This is a genomic window from Arthrobacter rhombi (assembly GCF_900163545.1).
GTDB lineage: Bacteria > Actinomycetota > Actinomycetes > Actinomycetales > Micrococcaceae > Arthrobacter_H > Arthrobacter_H rhombi_A.
Window position 1 is genome coordinate 1 of sequence record NZ_FUHW01000023.1, and the last position, 19677, is coordinate 19677.

17 protein-coding genes are annotated in these 19677 nt (G+C 63.6%); 4 read left to right on the plus strand and 13 right to left on the minus strand.

Features of this window, described 5'->3' with window-relative positions:
* Both FM101_RS05760 and FM101_RS05765 read left to right on the plus strand, forming a co-directional pair.
* Window positions 1-1347: DUF349 domain-containing protein (locus tag FM101_RS05760; protein ID WP_143269229.1), on the plus strand; the 1347-nt coding region annotated here is incomplete at its 5' end.
* A 140-nt stretch (window positions 1348-1487) separates the two neighbouring features.
* Window positions 1488-2087, plus strand: a complete 600-nt coding sequence (locus tag FM101_RS05765; protein ID WP_086996799.1) for a type IV toxin-antitoxin system AbiEi family antitoxin — start codon at window positions 1488-1490, stop codon at window positions 2085-2087.
* A 25-nt stretch (window positions 2088-2112) separates the two neighbouring features.
* Here the strand turns inward: FM101_RS05765 and FM101_RS05770 are convergent, their stop codons facing one another.
* From FM101_RS05770 to FM101_RS05815, 10 genes are all read right to left on the minus strand, one after another.
* The gene (locus tag FM101_RS05770; RefSeq protein ID WP_245806637.1) at window positions 2113-4341 is read right to left on the minus strand and encodes a RelA/SpoT family protein; all 2229 of its coding nucleotides are present in this window, start codon (window positions 4339-4341) and stop codon (window positions 2113-2115) included.
* 252 nt (window positions 4342-4593) lie between these two features.
* Window positions 4594-5601, minus strand: coding sequence for a protein translocase subunit SecF (secF, locus tag FM101_RS05775; protein WP_086996805.1), 1008 nt, complete (start codon window positions 5599-5601; stop codon window positions 4594-4596).
* Window positions 5594-7312 carry a protein translocase subunit SecD gene (gene secD / locus FM101_RS05780; RefSeq protein WP_086996808.1) on the minus strand — a complete coding sequence of 573 codons (1719 nt, stop codon included), beginning with the start codon at window positions 7310-7312 and terminating at the stop codon, window positions 5594-5596. The genes secF and secD overlap by 8 nt, the downstream gene beginning before the upstream one ends.
* Window positions 7313-7405: 93 nt before the next feature.
* Window positions 7406-7822: a preprotein translocase subunit YajC gene (yajC, locus tag FM101_RS05785; protein ID WP_241895266.1), complete on the minus strand. Its 417-nt coding sequence runs from the start codon at window positions 7820-7822 to the stop codon at window positions 7406-7408.
* A 130-nt stretch (window positions 7823-7952) separates the two neighbouring features.
* Window positions 7953-9029, minus strand: a complete 1077-nt coding sequence (ruvB, locus tag FM101_RS05790) for a Holliday junction branch migration DNA helicase RuvB (RefSeq protein WP_086996811.1) — start codon at window positions 9027-9029, stop codon at window positions 7953-7955.
* Between the two features lie 9 nt (window positions 9030-9038).
* Window positions 9039-9662 (minus strand): Holliday junction branch migration protein RuvA, encoded by a 624-nt coding sequence (gene ruvA, locus FM101_RS05795; RefSeq protein WP_086996813.1) that lies wholly within the window; start codon window positions 9660-9662, stop codon window positions 9039-9041.
* Between the two features lie 110 nt (window positions 9663-9772).
* Window positions 9773-10357, minus strand: a complete 585-nt coding sequence (ruvC, locus tag FM101_RS05800; protein ID WP_086996816.1) for a crossover junction endodeoxyribonuclease RuvC — start codon at window positions 10355-10357, stop codon at window positions 9773-9775.
* 6 nt (window positions 10358-10363) lie between these two features.
* Window positions 10364-11122 (minus strand): YebC/PmpR family DNA-binding transcriptional regulator, encoded by a 759-nt coding sequence (locus tag FM101_RS05805; RefSeq protein WP_086996819.1) that lies wholly within the window; start codon window positions 11120-11122, stop codon window positions 10364-10366.
* A 2-nt stretch (window positions 11123-11124) separates the two neighbouring features.
* Window positions 11125-11802, minus strand: coding sequence for a pyridoxal 5'-phosphate synthase glutaminase subunit PdxT (pdxT, locus tag FM101_RS05810; RefSeq protein ID WP_086996821.1), 678 nt, complete (start codon window positions 11800-11802; stop codon window positions 11125-11127).
* Window positions 11803-11930: 128 nt separating this feature from the next.
* Window positions 11931-13166 (minus strand): CapA family protein, encoded by a 1236-nt coding sequence (locus FM101_RS05815; protein WP_179204253.1) that lies wholly within the window; start codon window positions 13164-13166, stop codon window positions 11931-11933.
* A 51-nt stretch (window positions 13167-13217) separates the two neighbouring features.
* Between FM101_RS05815 and FM101_RS05820 the strand changes: the two genes are divergently transcribed.
* The gene (locus FM101_RS05820) at window positions 13218-15239 is read left to right on the plus strand and encodes a M3 family metallopeptidase (protein ID WP_086996824.1); all 2022 of its coding nucleotides are present in this window, start codon (window positions 13218-13220) and stop codon (window positions 15237-15239) included.
* Entirely contained in the window at window positions 15236-15946 is a 711-nt protein-coding gene (locus tag FM101_RS05825) for a GNAT family N-acetyltransferase (RefSeq protein WP_086996827.1), read from the plus strand. Before FM101_RS05820 ends, FM101_RS05825 begins: the two co-directional genes overlap by 4 nt.
* Before the next feature lie 59 nt (window positions 15947-16005).
* Here the strand turns inward: FM101_RS05825 and pdxS are convergent, their stop codons facing one another.
* The 3 genes from pdxS to thrS form a co-directional block, all read right to left on the minus strand.
* Window positions 16006-16935: a pyridoxal 5'-phosphate synthase lyase subunit PdxS gene (gene pdxS, locus FM101_RS05830; RefSeq protein WP_428844141.1), complete on the minus strand. Its 930-nt coding sequence runs from the start codon at window positions 16933-16935 to the stop codon at window positions 16006-16008.
* A gap of 138 nt (window positions 16936-17073) precedes the next feature.
* Window positions 17074-17634, minus strand: a complete 561-nt coding sequence (locus FM101_RS05835; protein WP_086996833.1) for an HIT family protein — start codon at window positions 17632-17634, stop codon at window positions 17074-17076.
* A 3-nt stretch (window positions 17635-17637) separates the two neighbouring features.
* A complete protein-coding gene (gene thrS, locus FM101_RS05840) occupies window positions 17638-19641 on the minus strand; it encodes a threonine--tRNA ligase (protein WP_086996836.1) in 2004 nt (667 codons plus the stop codon).
* Window positions 19642-19677 lie beyond the last annotated feature (36 nt).

Here is a 19677-nt window from a genome sequence, read left to right on the forward strand (position 1 = left end):
GTCCCCACCCCCGCTGCCATGCCCCGTCCGCCGGCAGGACCACAATCCGCCAAGGCGGCCCCGGTGGTCCCCGCTCCCCCGGCCTATAGCAGCGATCTCGACGAAGCAGCGAAGTTCAGCCGCGTCACCGATGACGGCCATGTCTTCGTCATCGTCGAGGGCGAAGAATTCCCGGTCGGCCAGTATCCTGACGCCACACCTGCCGAAGCGCTCGCCTATTTCGTGCGCAAACACGACGACGTCGTCAGCCAGCTGTTGCTGCTGGAACAGCGCGTGGCCGCCCACGCCCCCTCGACGGATATGAATAAGACTCTCGACCACCTGCAGCAGCTGGTCACCGAACGGATCATGGTCGGGGATTTGGTGGCCCTGCAGACCCGTTTGGACGCTGCCCGTCAGGAAGTCGCCGAACGCCAAAAGGCGGAACGCAAGACGCAGGAAGAGAACCGGGCCCGCGAATTGGCGGCCCGGGAGGCGATCGTCGTCGAAGCCGAGGAACTCGCCGCCCAGGACCCGGCCACTGTCCAATGGAAACAGGGCAGCAACCGGATGAACGAGCTCTTCGAGCTGTGGAAGACAGCCCAGAAGAACGGTCCTCGTCTGGGCCGTTCCACCGAAGATGGCCTGTGGAAGCGATTCCGTGGGGCCAGGACCACCTTTGACCGTCACCGTCGTGCTTTCTTCTCGCGACTTGATGCGGATAACTCCGAAGCCAAACGCGTCAAGGAAGATTTGATCTCCCGCGCCGAAGCCCTCTCGGGTTCTACCGACTGGGGACAGACCGCAGGAGAATACCGCCGGCTGATGGATGAGTGGAAGGCCTCCAAGCGGGCCTCCCGTAAGGACGACGACGCCCTCTGGGCTCGCTTCCGCGCCGCCCAGGACGTCTTCTTCAACGCCCGTTCGCAGGCCAACGAGGAGCTGGACCAGGAATTCGAGGAGAACCTCACCGTCAAGGAGAAGATCCTCGCCGAGGCCCGCGCGCTGCTGCCGATCAAGGATCTGGCAGCTGCCAAGAAGGCCTTCGAACCGATCCGAGATCGGTGGGAGGCTGCCGGCAAGGTGCCGCGTTCGGCCATGCAACGCATGGAAGGCGGGATGCGCACGGTCGAGGATGCCCTGCGTGGTGCCGAGGATGAGAAATGGCGCCGCTCCAACCCGGAGACCAAGGCCCGCTCCAACAGCATGCTCACCCAACTCGAGGACACCATCGCCGAGCTGGAGACCGAACTCGAAACCGCTCGGGCTTCGGGGGACGACCGCCGGATCAAGAAGGCGGAGGAAGCCCTGTCGGCCCGTCGCGCCTGGTTCGAAACACTGCAGGAATCTGCTCAGGACTTCGAGTAGGCTCCCACGCGCAGCTAGCGCCTCGTGACCCCGGGCGGTTTCCGAGGCACCAGGACGGAACGCTGAAGGGCCGGGCACCAGTATCCACAGACTGGTACCCGGCCCTTTTGTTCTCGGTAGCCCTTTGCCACAGTTGGTTCATGATCGATCCCACCGAGGCAACCGACGGCACCGTGCTCCTGCAACCGGGCAGACCCTTCGCCACACCAGAGCTGATGGTGCTCTCGCATGAGGGGGTTATCCGTCAGGTACTGCCCGGAACCTTCGTCTGCTCCGTCGTCGAGGACACCCCGGGGTTACGCGCCACCGCGGTGGCCACCCTCGCCGGCCCACGGCTCCTGGAGGTCGCCGTCATCGGGCGGCTGACTGCGGCCTGGGTCCATGGTTTCCATCCGGCACCGGACACCCTTGAACTGCTGGTCTCCAGGTTCCACCGCATCCCGTTGCACCGTGGTCAGGTGCGGCTGGCGCTCCATGAGTGCGTGCTCGAGCCGACGGAGGTCGATGAACGTTTCAGGATGCCGGTGACAACACCGATCCGCACGGGACTGGATCTTGCCTTCCATAGTGAACCGGCAGTGGCGCGCCGGGTCATCAGCCGCCTGATCGCTGCGCGCAGCGGTGCCTGCACTCGGGATGAACTGTTGGCCGCCATCGAAGCCACGGGGCGCCGACCTGGCAAACGTGCGGCCTGGGATCTGGTCCAGGGGTTGCCGTCGCTGGCTGCCGTGCCCCGATGAGGTTCCGGGCACCCACCGTCCCCGCCTATTTGCGGCGTCGCCCTTCGGAGGTCCGGTAGACGTCGTAGACACCATCGATCCTTCGGACCGCGTTCAAGACGTGATTCAGATATTTGGGATCACCCATCTCGAAGGAGAACCTGGAGGTCGCTACCCGGTCTTTGCCGGTCACCACACTGGCCGAGAGAATGTTGACCTGATTATCCGAGAGCACCTTGGTGACATCGGAGAGCAACGATTTTCGGTCCAGCGCCTCAGCTTGGATCTCCACGAGGAACACGCTGGATTGTGTGGGAGCCCACCTGACGTCGACCAGCCGTTCGGCCTGATCGCCCAGCGCCTGCAGATTCGCGCAGTCAGCGCGGTGCACCGAAATCCCCGAACCCCGGGTGACGAAACCACGGATGGCATCCGGTGGCACCGGTGTGCAGCAGCGAGCCAGTTTGGCCATCACATCCCCTGCCCCGGCCACCACCACCCCGGCATCATGGGTCTGTCGTGAGGTGCCAGGGGTGAACGAGGGGGTCTCGTCGAAGTCGGCTTCATGCGGGTGGGTCGGCCCCACCAGGGCCTGCAGATGTTCGATGACGTTCTGTGCCGAGGTGTGCCCGTCACCTACCGCCGCGTACATGGCGGCGATATCGGAATGCCGCAACTGCTGCGCGACGGCGGTGAGCGTATCGTGCGTCATCAGTTTTTGCAGCGGCAAGTTATTCTTGCGCAGCGCCTTCGTGAGCTGGTCCTTGCCCTTATCGATGGCCTCTTCGCGGCGTTCCTTGGTGAACCATTGGCGGATCTTGTTCCGTGCCCGCGGACTCTTGACGAACCCCTGCCAGTCCTGGCTGGGGCCGGCGCCTTCGGCCTTGGAGGTGAAGACCTCCACCCAGTCCCCGTGGTGAAGTTCGCTGTTCAGGGGGACGAGTTTGCCGTTGACCCGGGCGCCGATGGTGCGGTGGCCGACCTCGGTGTGGACGGCGTAGGCGAAGTCCACGGGAGTGGACCCGGCAGGAAGGGCCATCACCTCGCCCTTGGGGGTGAAGACGAAGACCTCTGCCGCGTTGATCTCGAAGCGCAACGAGTCCAAGAACTCGCTGGGGTCACGGGTTTCCTGCTGCCAGTCCATGACACTGCGGAGCCAGTTGAGGTCCTGGCCGTCCTGGCCGACGGCCTTGGTTTTGGCGGCACCCGACTTGTACTTCCAGTGGGCGGCGATCCCGTATTCGGCCCGCCGGTGCATGTCGTGGGTGCGGATCTGGATCTCGATGGGTTTTCCATCGGGCCCCACGACGGTGGTGTGCAGCGACTGATACATATTGTATTTCGGCATCGCAATGTAGTCCTTGAAACGCCCGGGCAGGGGGTTCCAGCGGGCATGCAGGGTACCCAAGGTTGCATAGCATTCGCGCACGGAATCGACCAGAACGCGGACACCCATCAGATCGTGGATGTCGTCGAACTCCTTCCCGCGCACCACCATCTTCTGGTAAATCGAATAGTAGTGTTTGGGCCGGCCGGTAATGGTCGCCCGGATGCGGGCCTGATGCAGGTCCTCGCCGATCAGCGTCCGGACGGTTGAGAGGTACTTTTCCCGTTCCGGGGTCCTGTCCCCCACCATGCGGACAATTTCCTCATAGACCTTCGGATGCAAGGCCGCGAAGGAGAGGTCCTCAAGTTCCCATTTGATCGTGTTCATGCCCAGCCGGTGAGCCAGGGGAGCGAAGATTTCCAGGGTTTCGCGGGCCTTCTTGGCACTGGACTCGGGTGAGACGTAGCGCCAGGTTCTGGCGTTATGCAGTCGGTCGGCGAGTTTGATCAGCAGGACCCGAATGTCACGGGCCATGGCAATGACCATTTTGCGAACTGTTTCGGCTTGGGCTGCGTCACCGAACTGGACCTTGTCCAGCTTGGTGACCCCATCGACGAGCATGGCTACCTCGTCACCGAATTCGCGGGCCAGGTCCTCCAATGAATAGTCGGTATCTTCGACCGTGTCATGGAGCAATGCCGCCGCGAGCGTGCTTCCGGTCATGCCCATTTCGGCCAGAATGGTGGCGACGGCCACCGGATGGGTGATGTAGGGATCGCCGCTTTTGCGTTTCTGATTCTCATGGCAGCGTTCGGCCACGGTGAAGGCACGAGTGATCAGATCCAGATCCTCGCGCGGGCTATTCGCCCTCACGGTACGTAGCAAGGGCTCCAGGATGGGCGGCTGTCCCGAGGTACTGCGACCGGCGAAACGGGCCAGCCGTGACATGGTCCCTCCGCGGCGGCGGGCTGCCGGCGGCGGTGTCGCCGGCTCCGCCGGCTGATCGGCCGCGTCGTTCGCTGCCCGGGCTGTGGGTTCCGCCATGGCAGGTCCTCTCGCTGTACCCGGTTCGCACTACGCTTCCGGGGCCTGGGTGACGGGGAGGCCACGAGCAGCTAACCGCCCGTGGCCCCTCCGTTCCTCAAGGTTATAGCACCCGCGGGCCTCTGCCGTCACTTTGGCGTCCCGGGGGATGACGAGTCAGCCGGCGGTGGCCGCCTGGGAATGCAGGTCTGCCCCGCGTTTGGCCAAAACCTTCTTATTGTGTTCGCGCACATCGGCCTCACCGTGACGCAGGACAGCGTAGAGCGGTGCCTGGATGAAGACGGTGCACAAGGTGCCCACGATGATGCCGACGAACAGTGCCAACGAGAGGTCCTTCAACGTGCCGGCCCCCAAGAGGTAGGAACCGATGAACAGGATCGAGCCCACCGGGAGCACGGCGACGACCGAGGTGTTGATCGACCTGACCAGTGTCTGGTTCACCGCGAGGTTGATGTGCTCAATATAGGTCCGATCCGTTTGTTCGAACGTATGCGCGGTGTTTTCCCGGATCTTGTCGAAGACCACCACGGTGTCATAGAGCGAATAACTCAGGATCGTCAGGAAGCCGATGATCGCACTGGGGGTGACTTCGAAGCCCGAGAGGGCGTAGATCCCGGCGGTGATGATCACCACCGTGAACAACCCGATGATTGCTGCCAGCGACATCTTCCAGGTGCGGAAGTACACCGCCATCAACAGGGCTACCAGAACGACGAACGCGATCAGGCCCAACAGTGCCTGCTTGGACACGTCGGCGCCCCAGGAAGGCCCCACGAAGGAGGAGGTCACCTCGGAGTCGGAGACCCCATAGGCATCCGCCAAGGCGTCACCGGCCTTGAGGGTCTGCTCGTTGGTCAGTCGCTCGGTCTGGACCCGCATGGTGTTGGCGGCGATGTTCGTGACGGTCGGCGCGTGGTCGGGGGCGATGGCCTTGATGGCCTCTTCGCCGACCTTGGGGTCGGTGTGTTTAACTTGCGAGATCGTGAATTCGGATCCACCGCTGAACTCGATGCCCAGGTTGAATCCGCCCTTGGCGATCGGAAGGATGATCGAGGCCAGGACCAGCACGGCAGCAATGGAAAACCAGAGTTTGCGTTTGGCGATGAACGGGTAGGACTTCTTACCCGTATAGAGCTCGTTGCCCCATGTTGCGAGATTAGGCATTATCGTCTTCCTTCGTCGCGACTGACTGGGAGTCCGTGGACCGCGATGCGGCTTGCTTACGTTCGGCGATGGTCTGCCGTCGGACGGCTTCCTTGGAGGCACCGGCATTTCGTTTGGCCGCGCTGGGTGTCGGCCGGAATTCCCTGATCCGTCCGGCCCCCTTATAGAGCGGTTCGGCGCCCAAGAGCGACGGATCCAAACCGGAGAGGCGGTGTCCTTCGCCGAAGAATCGGGTTTGGGCCAGAATCTGCAGCATGGGGTGGGTGAACAGGAACACGACGATAAGGTCGGCGATCGCTGTCAGGCCCAGGGTGAAGGCGAAGCCCTTCACATTGCCCACGGCCACGACATAGAGCACGACGGCGGCCAACAGGTTGACCGCCTTGGAGGCGATGACCGTCTGTTTGGCGCGCTTCCACCCGGTTTCCACGGCTGACGGCAGACTTCTGCCATCACGGAGTTCGTCACGGACCCGCTCGAAGTACACGATGAACGAGTCCGCTGTGAGTCCGATGGCGACGATGATGCCGGCAATGCCGGCCAGGGAGAGCCGATAGTTTTGCGCCCACCCCAGTAGGACGATGGCCAGATAGGTCAGCACGCCCGCCACCAGGAGGGAAACGATGGTCACCAGACCCAGCAGGCGGTACTGGAAGAAGGAGTAGACAGCGACCAGGGCCAAACCGATGATGCCGGCGATCAGGCCCATCCGCAGTTGGTCGGAACCCAGGGTCGCAGAAATCTGTTGGTCGGACTGAATCTCGAAGCTGATCGGAAGTGCACCGTACTTGAGCTTCTCGGCGAGAGCCTTGGAGGATTCCTCGGTGAAGTTGCCACTGATTTCCGCTTTGCCGTTGCCGATCTGCGCATTGGCGGTCGGGGCGGTGAGGACTTGGCCATCCAGGACGACGGCGAATTGGTGCTGGGGTCCCTGCATGGCAACCAGACGTTTGGTGACTTCACCGAACTTCTTGGCACCATCCGAGTTGAACTCGAGGTTGACGACCCATTTGCCGGTGTTGAACCCCTGATCTGAGGTCGACATCCCTGAGGTGGCATCGGCGATATCGGTTCCGGGAATGGCGACGGGCCCCAAAATGTATTTGGCCTGCTGGTTGGGATCGCAGGAAATCATCGGAACGTCGGGATCGCCGTTCTCGATATTGGACTTCGTGGTTTCATCCGCGCAGTCGTAGGCCTCGAACTTCTTCATCAACTTGGCGTCGATCCAGTTCTCATCCGAGCCGTTCTTCGGCTTGGCCGTGGGCTGGGGCAGGTCGGCCTTCTTGGTGCGCTCAGCCTTGGGGGTGGCCTCCCACGTACCAGCAGCGATCACCGGGCGGAACTCCATGTTCGCCGAGGCTTGGATCAGTTCGCGGGTCTTTTCATCCGGGGATCCCGGCATGGAGACCACGACGTTGCGACCCGACTGGGTGGTGATCTCCGCTTCGGAGACACCGGAACCGTCAACACGCTGGCGAATGATCTTCACCGCTTGATCCAGCTGTTCCTGGTTGATCTCCTGGTCCCCTTGGACCTTCGGGGACAGGATCATCTGTGTGCCGCCCTCCAAGTCCAGGGCAAGCTTCGGGGAGAAGGTCGATTGCTGGGTTGCGACGCCGCTGATCAACACTGCCGAAAGGGCGATGATCATGATGCCGAGCCACAACAGCGCGCGGCGCGCGTGTTTGATCGGGCCAGTGTTCTTCATTATGGGACTTCCTGCTCAAGACGTCGCTCAAGGACGTCGGAGTACGGCAGAACGCGGCGTCGGCCCCCAGGGGAGGCCGACGCCGCGATGCATCTAGTCGTTCGGGTTCTTGCCTTCGCCATCAAGCCGGCGCAGGGTCTCCTCGGGAGTTTCTCCGGCGGGTGCCTCGGCATCGTCCATCGGGACACCGGCGTCATTGCCGGACTCAGCGACGGGAACGACCTTGGCGATGGCCTGGGCGTGGACCGTGGCGGTGGTTCCGGGGGAGATTTCCAGAATGACCTTATTATCGTCGGTGTCGATCCCCACCACCGTTCCGAACAGGCCGAAGTTGGTCATCACTTCGGAGCCAACGCTCAGCTGCGAACGCAGCTCTTGCTGCTTCTTCTGCGCCTTCTTGCGTCCGCGGAACATCATGAAGATGAGGAACGCAAAAGCCAAAATGAGGATCAGGGTCATCGGGTCGAAGCCCGCGGGCTGACCCGCCTGAGCGAATACGGTGGAGGTCAAGAGTTACTACCTGTTTCTGTTCCGGGGACTTCCGCGCACGTTTTCGACAACGTCCACGGAGGGCAAGACACTATTGTATAGGCCTATTCTGGACGTTCCGTGACTGTTGGCCCCTTCCCGGCAAGACGCATCAGCTGGCTGAGGGGTTCTCCGTGGAGTCCTGACGGCCGAATTGGCCGCCCGGGGCATCGTATTGAACCGCTTGGGCCGGCACGGCCAACCCCAGATGTTCCCAGGCGGCCGGCATGGCGATTCGCCCGCGTGGCGTGCGCCCCAGGAGGCCCTCCCGCACCAGGAAGGGCTCGGCAACGGTCTCCACCGTTTCCATTTCCTGTCCCACGGCGATGGCCAGGGTCGACAGGCCCACCGGTCCGCCACCGAACTTGGTGCACAGGGCTTCAAGGACGTTGCGGTCCATCCGGTCCAGCCCCCTGGAGTCGACCTCATACATGTCCAGTGCCGCGGAGGCGGCCCGGGCGTCGATCTGCTCAATCCCGTGGACCAGAGCCCAGTCACGGACGCGGCGGAGCAGGCGGTTGGAAATACGGGGTGTTCCCCGCGAACGCAGGGCAATCTCGGCGAAGGCAGCGGAATTAACTGACATATCCATGAGCATCGCTGAACGCCGCAACACCAATTCGAGTTCCTCGGTCGCGTAGAACTCCAAATGTCCGGTGAAGCCGAACCGGTCGCGTAAGGGCCCGGGCAGCAGGCCGGCGCGCGTGGTGGCCCCGACGAGAGTGAAGGACGGGATTTCCAGGGGGATCGCCGTGGCCCCTGCCCCCTTGCCCACAACAATATCCACCCGGAAGTCCTCCATGGCCATGTACAGCATTTCCTCGGCTGGACGGCTCATGCGGTGGATCTCATCCAAAAATAGCACCTCGCCTTCGGTCAGCGAGGAGAGGATGGCTGCCAGGTCCCCGGCATGTTGAATGGCGGGACCGGAGCTGATGCGCAGCGGGGCGTTCATTTCTGCTGCGATGATCATGGCCAACGTGGTCTTGCCCAGCCCTGGGGGGCCGGAGAGCAGAACATGGTCGGCTGCCCGTTCGCGGATCCGCGAGGCTTCCAGGACCAGGGATAGTTGTTGCCTGACCCGGGGTTGGCCCACGAAGTCATGGAGGTTCTTCGGGCGCAGTGCCGACTCGAGCGCCCGCTCCTCCGGCTCCGAGGTGGAGGCGGTGATCTGCTGGTTCTCGGTCATGGTTCTAGCCTATCGCCCGCCGGTTGAGGCGCCACGACCGAGATCGCGCAACACGGATTTGAGGATGGTGCCCACCTGGCCGGTGGCCACGAGCCCGGGTTCGGCCTTCTCGGTGGCCACCACCGCCTTGTCGGCATCCTTTTCCGACCAGCCCAACCCGGTCAAGGCCTGGAGCACCTGGTCCTTCCACGCTGGCAGGGCGGTACCCTGCGGTGTCGTGGTGGATTCGCCCGTGGGCGTGAGCTTTCCGGCCAACTCCAGGACGATGCGTTGGGCCCCTTTGGGGCCGATTCCAGGAACCCGGGAAAAAGCCTTGGCGTCCCCCTCCGAGGCGGCCACCCTGACGTCTTCGGGAGTATGGACCGCCAAAACCGCCAACGCCAGCCGCGGACCGATCCCTGCCACGGAGAGCAGGACCTCGAAGACTTCGCGCTCCCCCGCTTCGGCAAATCCGAAGAGCGTCATCGAGTCCTCGCGGACCACCATCGAGGTGTGGACTACTGCCTCTCGGCCCACGTGCAGCCCGGACAGGGTCTGCGGGGTGGCCTGGATGAGCATCCCGAAACCTGAGACCTCAATGACGGCACTGTTGAGGGCCACGTGGCTCACCACACCCTTAAGCGAACTGATCATTAAAAGACTTCCTCCGGCGTCGTTCTGGTATCGGCGACCGCAACACGGCATCCGAACATATCTACGAATACCTTACCTGCTGGCCTATGATTCCGGGCCCAGCGACTCGGTTAGCCTCGTTGACGTGTTGCTGCCTCGGCGGCAGCCCAGGCTCGTTGCGCCGGGGTCAAACCGCTGGAACCGGCAGTCACGCCGGTGGAGGCCTGCGAGCCGGGGGCCGCACCGCGCCACCCGTGCGTAATGGCCAAGGCGGCGGCATCGGCGGCATCGGCAGGTTTGGGTGGCTCGGCGAGGCGAAGGATCTTCGCCACCATCTTGCCCACGGCTGCCTTGCTCGCCTGTCCGCTTCCGGTGACAGCGGCCTTCACCTCGGTCGGTGTATGCAAGGCGACCGGGATGCCGCGACGGGCTGCGGCGACAATGACGATCCCCGAGGCCTGCGCGGTGCCCATCACCGTGCTGACATTGAGCTGGCTGAAGACCCGCTCGACGGCGAGGACGTCGGGGCAATGCTGGTCCAACCACGCGTCGATGCCTTCGGCAATGGCCAGGAGGCGCTGATCCAAGGGGGTGTCCGGGGACGTGCCGACCACCGTGACATCAACCAGGGAGGCCCGCCGGTTGGGTTCGACGTCGACCACGGCCAAACCACAACGGGTCAGTCCCGGGTCGACGCCGACCACACGCAACGCCATGGGGTGCTAGTCGTCCTCTTCGAGTTCGGCCATAACCTCATCGGTGAGGTCGGCATTGGAGTACACGTTCTGCACATCGTCGAGTTCTTCGAGGGCATCGGCAAGCTTGAGGAACTTACGTGCCGCTGCTGCGTCGATCTGGACCTGCATGGACGGTACGAACTCGACCTCATCGGATTCGTACTCGATGCCGGCCTCCTCCAACGCCTTGATCACGGACTGCAGGTCAGTCGGTTCGCAATGGACCTCAAAGCTGTCCCGGGATTCCTTGACTTCTTCGGCACCGGCGTCGAGCACTGCCATCAGCAGGTCATCTTCGGTCAGCTCGTTCTTCGGCACCGAGATCACGCCCTTGCGGGTGAACATATAGGCCACCGAACCCGGGTCCGCGACGGTCCCACCACTGCGGGTGATGGCCAGGCGCACCTCGGAAGCGGCCCGGTTCTTGTTATCGGTCAGGCACTCGATGAGCAGCGCAGAGCCTTGAGGTCCGCGTGCTTCGTAGATGATCTCGGCATAGTCGATGACCTCGCCGGTCAGTCCGGCACCGCGTTTGACGGCCCGGTCGATATTGTCGTTCGGCACCGAGGTCTTCTTCGCCTTGGCAACGGCGACCTCCAAGCCAGGGTTGCCTGCCATATCGGCGCCACCGGCGCGGGCTGCGACCTCGATGTTCTTGATGAGCTTGGCAAACGACTTCGCGCGCTTGGCGTCGATGGCCGCCTTCTTATGCTTGGTGGTTGCCCATTTGGAGTGGCCTGACATGCTTACGCTTCTCCCTTGATCAGCTGGATGAACAGTTCGTGGATCCGGCGCTCCCCCGTGACTTCCGGATGAAAGGATGTCGCCAACAGAGATCCCGAACGTACTGCAACGATTCTACTGTCCGTTCCCGGATCCGTGCCCGATAGCCCCGACGGCACGTGGACGGAGGCCAAAACTTCGACCCCTCCACCCACCGATTCGACCCATGGCGCCCGGATGAACACCGCATGCACCGGTGCTGCCCGTCCAGCGCCATCCCGTGCGGTGTTCTCCTGGCGATCAGGCAGTCCTTTGAAGTCCAGATCCGTCTCGAAAGACTCGACTTGGCGGCCGAAAGCGTTGCGTCGCACGCTCATATCGATGCCACCGAAACTCTGCTGCGACACACCTTGGCGATCCGTGGCGGGGTCCAGAATCCGGTCAGCCAACAAAATCAGTCCGGCACAGGAACCGAAAACGGGGAAGCCGTCGGCAATTCGTTCCTTCACGGGTCCCGCCAGGCCGAACATCCGCGACAGCTTATCGATGGTGGTCGACTCGCCACCGGGAAGAACCAGACCATCGAGCCCCGTGAGTTCTTCGGCGCGGCGGACCGGAACCGCACGGGCACCGGCGTCCTCCAACGCGGCCACGTGTTCACGGACATCACCTTGCAGTGCCAGAACACCGACAGTGGGCATCTAAGACAGCCTTTCCCTAAAGGATCCAGGATTCACACCGTGTGACGCGGCGGAAGAATGGGACGCTTCAGCATAGTTCCCCTCGACCGTCCGCCTCACCGTGCAGGACACGAGGACCCACGTCGACGTCATTTGGTGTCATCGGGCTGCCAGGGGCCTGCCCCGTCCGCATCGGCGCCCAAGCGATTGACCGTCGAACGGGTCCGTTTCAACGAGGCAGCGTCGCCGGCGGCCGTCGTACACGGGGTCTTTGCCGGCAGGGCACACCAGCGCACCGGATCCTGGGCCATGATGTGTCCTGCCCAGCGCGGAGCCGCGGTCTTCCAGTGATCGCCCTTCTTCACGAAACTGAACTTCAGGCTCAGGCCTTCCCGGTTCACCGCCAGATCGGTCGCGTGGGAGGACACCGAATTTCCCAGGCCGTAGGCAATCCACACCCCACCTCGTTTTTCCAGCGGCAGGACCGAATGCGTATGGTGCGAATAGACAGCGTCAAAGACCCCGCTATCGGCCAGTCTGTGGGCGATGCCCTGTTGTTCTGCCGTGGGGCGTGTCGAATATTCTTCGCCGGCATGGAATCCGGCCAACACGACGTCGGCGCCCGCCCGCCGGGCCTTCTTCGCCTGGGCGATCATCTTCTCGGTATCGATCAGATCGACTCTCCAGGGGGTATCGGCGCTCAACCCGTTGAGCCCGTAGGTCCCCACCACGACCCCGACCCGGATTCCACCGGTCTCAAGGATCAGCGGCTGCTTGGCCTCCGCTGCACTGCGGTACGTCCCGGTATGCTCCAGCCCGGCCCGATCCAACGCGTCCAAGGTCCGTTTCACCCCTGCAGTGCCGCCATCGACGGCATGATTGGTGGCGGTGGTACAGGCGTCATAACCGGTGGAGGCCAGAGCAGGCAGGATCTGCGGAGGCACCACGAAGGAGGGGTACCCGCTATAGGGCCCCTGCTCAGTACCCACCGGGGTCTCCAACGAACAAATGGCCAGATCGGCGTCCGAAAGGTAGGGCCGAAGCCCTGAAAGCAGCGGGACGAAGTCAGGTTCCGCGGAAGAACCGTCGGCCCTGGCCTGTTCCCAGAGCGGCGGGTGGAGCAGGACGTCGCCGGTGACCATCACCGAAACCTCCTCGGCGGACGACGGCGTCGGGCTCGGTACGGTGCTGGCTGGCTCTTTCGTCGGGGTCTGAGTTTGGCTGGGACCCATGGTCTGGGCCGACGACCCGCCAGGGGTTGCTCCCCCGCCGGCTGGGCTGGATGAATCGGCGGCGTAACAACCGGAAATCAGCAGCAAACAGGCCATGAGCGGGACAAGCCGGCCCAGGGCCCGGTGACGGGTCGGCCATGAAGTGGGGGTCATCCCACGATGTTATGCGTCGCGCCCTGCCTCCAGGTGTGAAAAACTACCTTCATGACGAATCCTCTGCTCAGCAAAAGTCCGCTGCCATTCGAAATGCCCGCGTTCGACATCCTGACGGCCGAGCATTACGTCGAAGCAGTCAGACACGGTATCGCCGAGCAACTGGCTGCCATCGCCACCATGACGTCCTCCGCCGAGGAACCCACGTTCGGCAATACCACCGAGGCGTTCGAGGCCAGCGGCGAAACCCTGCGTCGGGCGGTGATGGCATTTTCCAATGTGAGGCCTTCCCACGGAACCGAAGACATCGTGGAAGTGGACGCCGAAATCCAAGCGCTGCTGACCGAACACCAGGACACGGTCCACCTCGACGCAAAGCTCCACTCCCGGCTGGCTGCCGTGGAGGCCAGCGGAGGCCTGAACGGTGAACAGCAGCGCCTCAGTTCCGAAACACTGCGCACGTTCAGCCAGGCGGGGGCAGGCCTCGACGACGCCGGCAAGGAGCGCCTACGGGCCCTGAACGCGGAAATCTCCGCCCTTTCGACCCGCTATGGCACGCTGTTGCTGGACGGCATGAATGATGCCGCAGTGCACTTCGAGTCCGCCCAGGAACTCGAAGGCCTCTCGGAGGCAGAAATCGCGTCGGCGTCCCGTGCGGCTACGGCAGCAGGACACCAGGGTGGTTATCTGCTCACGCTAGTCCTCCCGACCCAACAGCCTGCCCTGGCCCGGCTCGAACGTGAAGAGTCACGGCGCAGAATATTCGAGGCATCGACCCGACGCGGGCAGGACGGGCAGAACCGGACCCTGGACTTGGGGGCCTCGATGGCGCGTCTGCGCGCTGAACGTGCAGCCCTGTTGGGCTATGAGCATCACGCGGCCTACGTATTGGAAGGCCAGACCGCCCCGTCGGTCGAGGCGGTGCGTGAGCGCTTGGCCGGGCTGATCCCCGGTGCCCTGGCCAACGCCGCGACCGAGGCCCAGACCATGGCCGAGCTGGCCGGCCGGGAGATCGCCCCCTGGGACCGCGCCTACTATTCGGCCCGGGTCCAGCGAGAGAAATATGCTGTGGACGCCGCGGCCCTGAAGCCCTGGTTCGAACTGGACCGAGTCATCCACGACGGGGTTTTCGCCGCAGCCACCCGGCTCTACGGGGTCACCTTCTCCGAACGCCATGACCTGCCCGTCTACCACCCGGAAGTCAGGGTCTGGGAAGTCACCGACGCCGATGGCAGCACGCTGGGATTGTTCCTCGGCGATTACTTCGCCCGTCCCACCAAATCCGGGGGCGCCTGGATGAACAGCATCCGCGACGGGGCCTCGTTCTTCGACGAGCTTCCCGTGGTGACCAATAATCTCAATATTCCTGCTCCGGCCGACGGACAGCCCGCACTGGTGACCCTCGACGAGTGCCGCACCCTCTTCCATGAATTCGGCCACGCCCTCCATGGGCTGTTCGCCAACGGGATCTACCCCTCTTTGGCTGGGACTTCGGTACCGCGAGACTTCGTCGAGTATCCCTCGCAGGTCAATGAAATGTGGCAGTTCGACACCGATCTGATCAGCGAATATGCCCGCCACATCGATACCGGCGACCCCCTGCCTGCCGGGGCCCTGCAGAAAATCCAGGACGCACAACTCTGGGGTGAGGGTTTCTCCACGACCGAATACCTGGCGGCAGCACTCTTGGATCTGGAGTGGCATTCCCTGGCCGCCGGAGAGGACCCGGGTGACCCGGTGGAATTCGAGGACCGGGTGCTGCGCGAAGCAGGGTTCTCCCCCGAGGTCATCGTCCCGCGCTACCGCACCGGCTACTTCAAACACATCTTCGATGGCGGCTATTCCGCCGGCTACTACTCCTATATCTGGAGTGAAGTACTCGATGCCGACACGGTGGAATGGTTCACTGAAAACGGCGGTGGGACCCGGGCCAACGGCGACCGGTTCCGCAACGAACTTTTGGCCCGGGGCAATACCCGGGACCCGCTGGAGTCCTATACGGCCTTTCGTGGGCGCGAAGCCCGTTTGGCGCCGCTGCTGGTGCGCCGCGGACTCGCTGCTGCAGCACGGTGAGCACTATTGCCGGCGCACAACGCGCCTTCGCCGACTGGCATCGAACGTTAGCTGCGGCCACCGGTGGCCGGGAGTTCTCCACGCACGGGTGCCAATGGGTTTGGCAACCCACACGAGCCCGGCTGGTCCTGCTCTTCCCCACCCGCCCCGACGCCTCGGGGCTGCGCCCCGGTTTGGCAGAGGGAACGCGTTTGGGGGCGCGTGAGGTCCACGTCTTCCTCAACGCTGCAGCCCGTGATGGTGCTCTGACCGAGTTGGGTTTCCGTGACGCGCCACCACTTTTCTGGCATGGCGGTTCACCGGCGGACGTGGCGGCAGCGAGCAGCGATGCCCAACCGTGGAAGGGAAGCATCGACCTGTCCTCCGAGCTTCCCGAAGCCACCGGGGCTGACCGGGAAGAAATGGCGGTCCTCCAGCCGGGCCGCCGGATTGAACATGCCGTCGCCCGAGGTGCCGATGGGACACTCTCGGGGCGGGGCTTCGCCCAGTTGCACGACGGCGGGGACCTCTCCATCCAGTCTCTGGCGGTAGGGCCTTCCTGGCGGCGCCAGAGGGCGGGAACCGCCATCCTGGATGCCTTGGTCCAACGCCTCGACTCCGAGGAAGGCAAGGGCCAGGTATTGGCGGCGTCTACCCCCGGCGCCTCGACCTTCTTCCGCACCAATGGTCTGGAGCTGCTGGGCAAGGGACGCCATCTGGTCCAGTAGAAAACACGAACGGCTGGCCACTCTCCAGGAGTGGCCAGCCGTTGGTGATGCTGTGGTGTTTACCAGCCGCGCTCGGAGAGGCGGTGCGGTTCGGGCAGCTCCTCCACGTTGATGCCGACCATGGCCTCGCCGAGGCCGCGTGAGGCCTGGGCAATCACGGAGGGGTCGTCGTGGAAGGTAGTGGCCTTCACGATGGCTGCGGCACGCTGGGCCGGGTTCCCTGATTTGAAGATCCCCGAGCCGACGAACACGCCGTCGGCACCGAGCTGCATCATCATCGCGGCATCCGAAGGAGTGGCGATGCCGCCGGCGGTGAAGAGCACGACGGGCAGCTTGCCGGCCTCGGCGACTTCCTTGACCAGTTCGTAGGGGGCCTGCAGCTCCTTGGCAGCCACATAGAGCTCGTCTTCGGGCATGGAGGACAGCTTCGCTATTTCGGCGCGAATCTTGCGCATATGACCCGTGGCGTTGGAGACGTCGCCCGTACCGGCTTCACCCTTGGAACGGATCATTGCGGCACCCTCGTTGATGCGGCGCAGGGCTTCCCCGAGGTTGGTCGCCCCGCAAATGAACGGGACCGTGAAATCACGCTTATCGATGTGGTTCACGTAGTCGGCGGGTGTGAGCACTTCCGATTCGTCGATGTAGTCGACGCCGAGGGACTGCAGCACGCGGGCCTCCACGAAGTGACCGATCCGTGCCTTCGCCATGACGGGAACCGATACGGCTTCGATGATGCTGTCGATCATATCCGGGTCCGACATGCGCGATACGCCGCCCTGCGCACGGATATCTGCGGGCACCCGTTCCAGTGCCATGACGGCGACGGCGCCGGAATCCTCGGCGATTCGGGCCTGCTCGGCGGTCACGACATCCATGATGACGCCGCCCTTGAGCATATCGGCCATGCCACGCTTCACCCGGGGGCTACCTGTGGTGGAGGACTGCGCGGAGGTGTTCTCAGTGCTGGACACGGATGGTCCTTTCAAAACGGGGGAAAGTACGCTCCATCCTAAGCCAGTGTGCCGGCGATCACCGCCCCGGATGACGCCACCGGTCAGCGATGGGCGTGCTTTCCGTCAGTCGATGACGCAGATGCTTAGCACAACTGATGCTCGAGGGCTGCCTCAGTCCTGTTCCCACGCGTCGGCGATGTCCTGACGGATATCGCCCAGGACCGCGGGGATGGCCTTGGTCTGGGCAATAATCGGGAAGAAGTTCCCGTCCCCGCTCCACCGGGGAACCACATGCTGATGCAGGTGCGCGGCAATACCAGCCCCGCCGGCCACTCCCTGGTTCATCCCCAGATTGAAGCCGGAAGGGTTGGCCACCGCCCGGAGGACGCGCATCGCTTGTTGGGCTGCAGCACCCATTTCTGCGGTTTCCTCCACGGTGAGATCCGTGTAATCGGGGACGTGGCGGTAGGGACACACCAACAGATGCCCGGAGTTATATGGAAAGAGGTTGAGCACCACGAACACCGTTTTGCCGCGGTGGACGATCAATGATTCCTCGTCGCTGCGCTGCGGTCCGGTGCAGAACGGGCAGTCGTCCTCGCTTTTGACCTGCCCCTGGCCCCGTTTGATGTAGGCCATGCGGTAGGGCGTCCAGAGGCGTTGGAAGGAGTCCGGGACCCCGGCCAGTTCGAAGTCGTCGGTGATCTCCTCGTCGTGTTCCGGGGTCCCCACGGGCTACGCCTCCCGGTTCTGCACGGCGGTCACGATGCGCTCGATGGCCTCGGCCACCGGCACCCCGTTGTCCTGGCTTCCATCGCGGAATCTGAAGGAGACGGCGCCGGCCTCTGCGTCTTCTCCCCCGGCGATCAGGGTGAAGGGGATTTTGTTCTTGGAGGCGTTGCGGATCTTCTTCGGGAACCTCTCGGTGCCCAAATCGGCTTCGACGCGGATGCCGAGGGCCTTGAGCTGGCCCACGATGTCCTGGACGTAGTCGTTGAAGGCCTCGGCCACGGGAATGCCGAGCACCTGAACCGGGGCCAGCCAGGCGGGGAACGCGCCGGCGTAGTGCTCGATCAGTACACCCATGAAGCGTTCCACGGAACCAAAGAGGGCGCGGTGGATCATCACCGGCCGCTGGCGGGAGCCATCTGCTGCCTGGAATTCGAGTTCGAAGCGCTCGGGCAGGTTGAAGTCCAGCTGGATGGTGGACATCTGCCAGGTGCGCCCGATGGCGTCACGGGCCTGGACGGAGATCTTCGGGCCGTAGAAGGCGGCTCCGCCCGGATCCGGGACCAGTTCCAAACCGGATGCGGTGGCTACCTCCTCCAGGGTGCGGGTCGCCTCGTCCCAGGCATCGTCGCTCCCGACGTATTTCTCGGGGTTCTTGGTGGAGAGCTCCAGATAGAAGTCGTCGAGTCCGTAGTCCTTGAGCAGGTCCAACACGAATTCCAGCGCGTTGGTCAATTCGTCCTTCATCTGCTCGCGGGTGCAGTAGATGTGGGCGTCGTCCTGGGTCATGCCACGCACGCGGGTCAGCCCGTGCACGACGCCGGATTTCTCGTACCGGTAGACGGAACCGAATTCGAACATGCGCAGGGGCAGTTCGCGGTAGGAGCGGCCCCGGGAGGCGAAGATCAGGTTGTGCATCGGGCAGTTCATCGGCTTGAGGTAGTAGTCCTGGCCGGGCTTGCGCACCGAGCCGTCCTCGTTGAGTTCCTCGTCCACGTGCATCGGGGGGAACATGCCGTCGCGGTACCAGTCCAGGTGACCGGAGATCTCGTAGAGGTGGCCCTTGGTGATATGCGGGGTGTAGACGAACTCGTAGCCGGCCTCTTCGTGGCGTTGGCGCGAGTAGTCCTCCATGGCCCGGCGGATGATGCCGCCCTTGGGGTGGAAGACCGGCAGGCCCGAGCCGAGCTCGTCGGGGAAGGAGAAGAGGTCCAGTTCGGCACCGAGTTTGCGGTGGTCGCGGCGTTCGGCCTCGGCCAGGCGCTCCTGGTAGGCCTTCAGATCGGCCTTGGTCGGCCAGGCGGTTCCGTAGATGCGCTGGAGCTGCTTATTCTTCTCGTTGCCCAGCCAGTAGGCGGCAGCGGAACGGGTCAAAGCGAAGGCATTGGAGATCAGTTTGGTGTTGGGCAGGTGCGGGCCGCGGCAGAGATCGCACCAGATGGTGTCCCCGGACTTGCGGTCCACGTTGTCGTAGATGGTGATCTCACCGGCACCGACCTCGATGTTGGCGCCCTCGGCGACCGCGTCGGCGTCGCTGGACTTGCCCAGGATCTCCAACTTATACGGCTCTCCCGCCATGGCGGCACGGGCTTCGGCCTCGGTCACGACGCGGCGGGCGAACTTCTGGTTCTGGTTGACGATCTTGAGCATCATCTTCTCGAGGGTCTTCAGATCCTCGGGGGTGAAGGGCTCTTCGACGTCGAAATCGAAGTAGAAGCCGTCGGTGATGTAGGGGCCGATGCCCAACTTCGCCTCCGGGCGCAGTTGCTGGACGGCCTGGGCCATCACATGGGCTGTGGAGTGGCGCAGAACCTCAAGCCCTGCCGGTGAATCGATGGTCACCCGTTCGACGGTGGTCCCGGCTTCGAGTTCGCGGGACAGGTCGCAGAGGGCGTCGTCGACCTGCATGACGACGACGCTGCGATCGTCGAAGTACAGCTCGGCGCCGGTGGTGCCCGCAGCCACCGCTCGCTGTTCGCCGTCGACACTGAGGGTGATCTGCTCTGACACGTGGGTCTCCTGAATCGTGGTGGGGCTTCATGACTT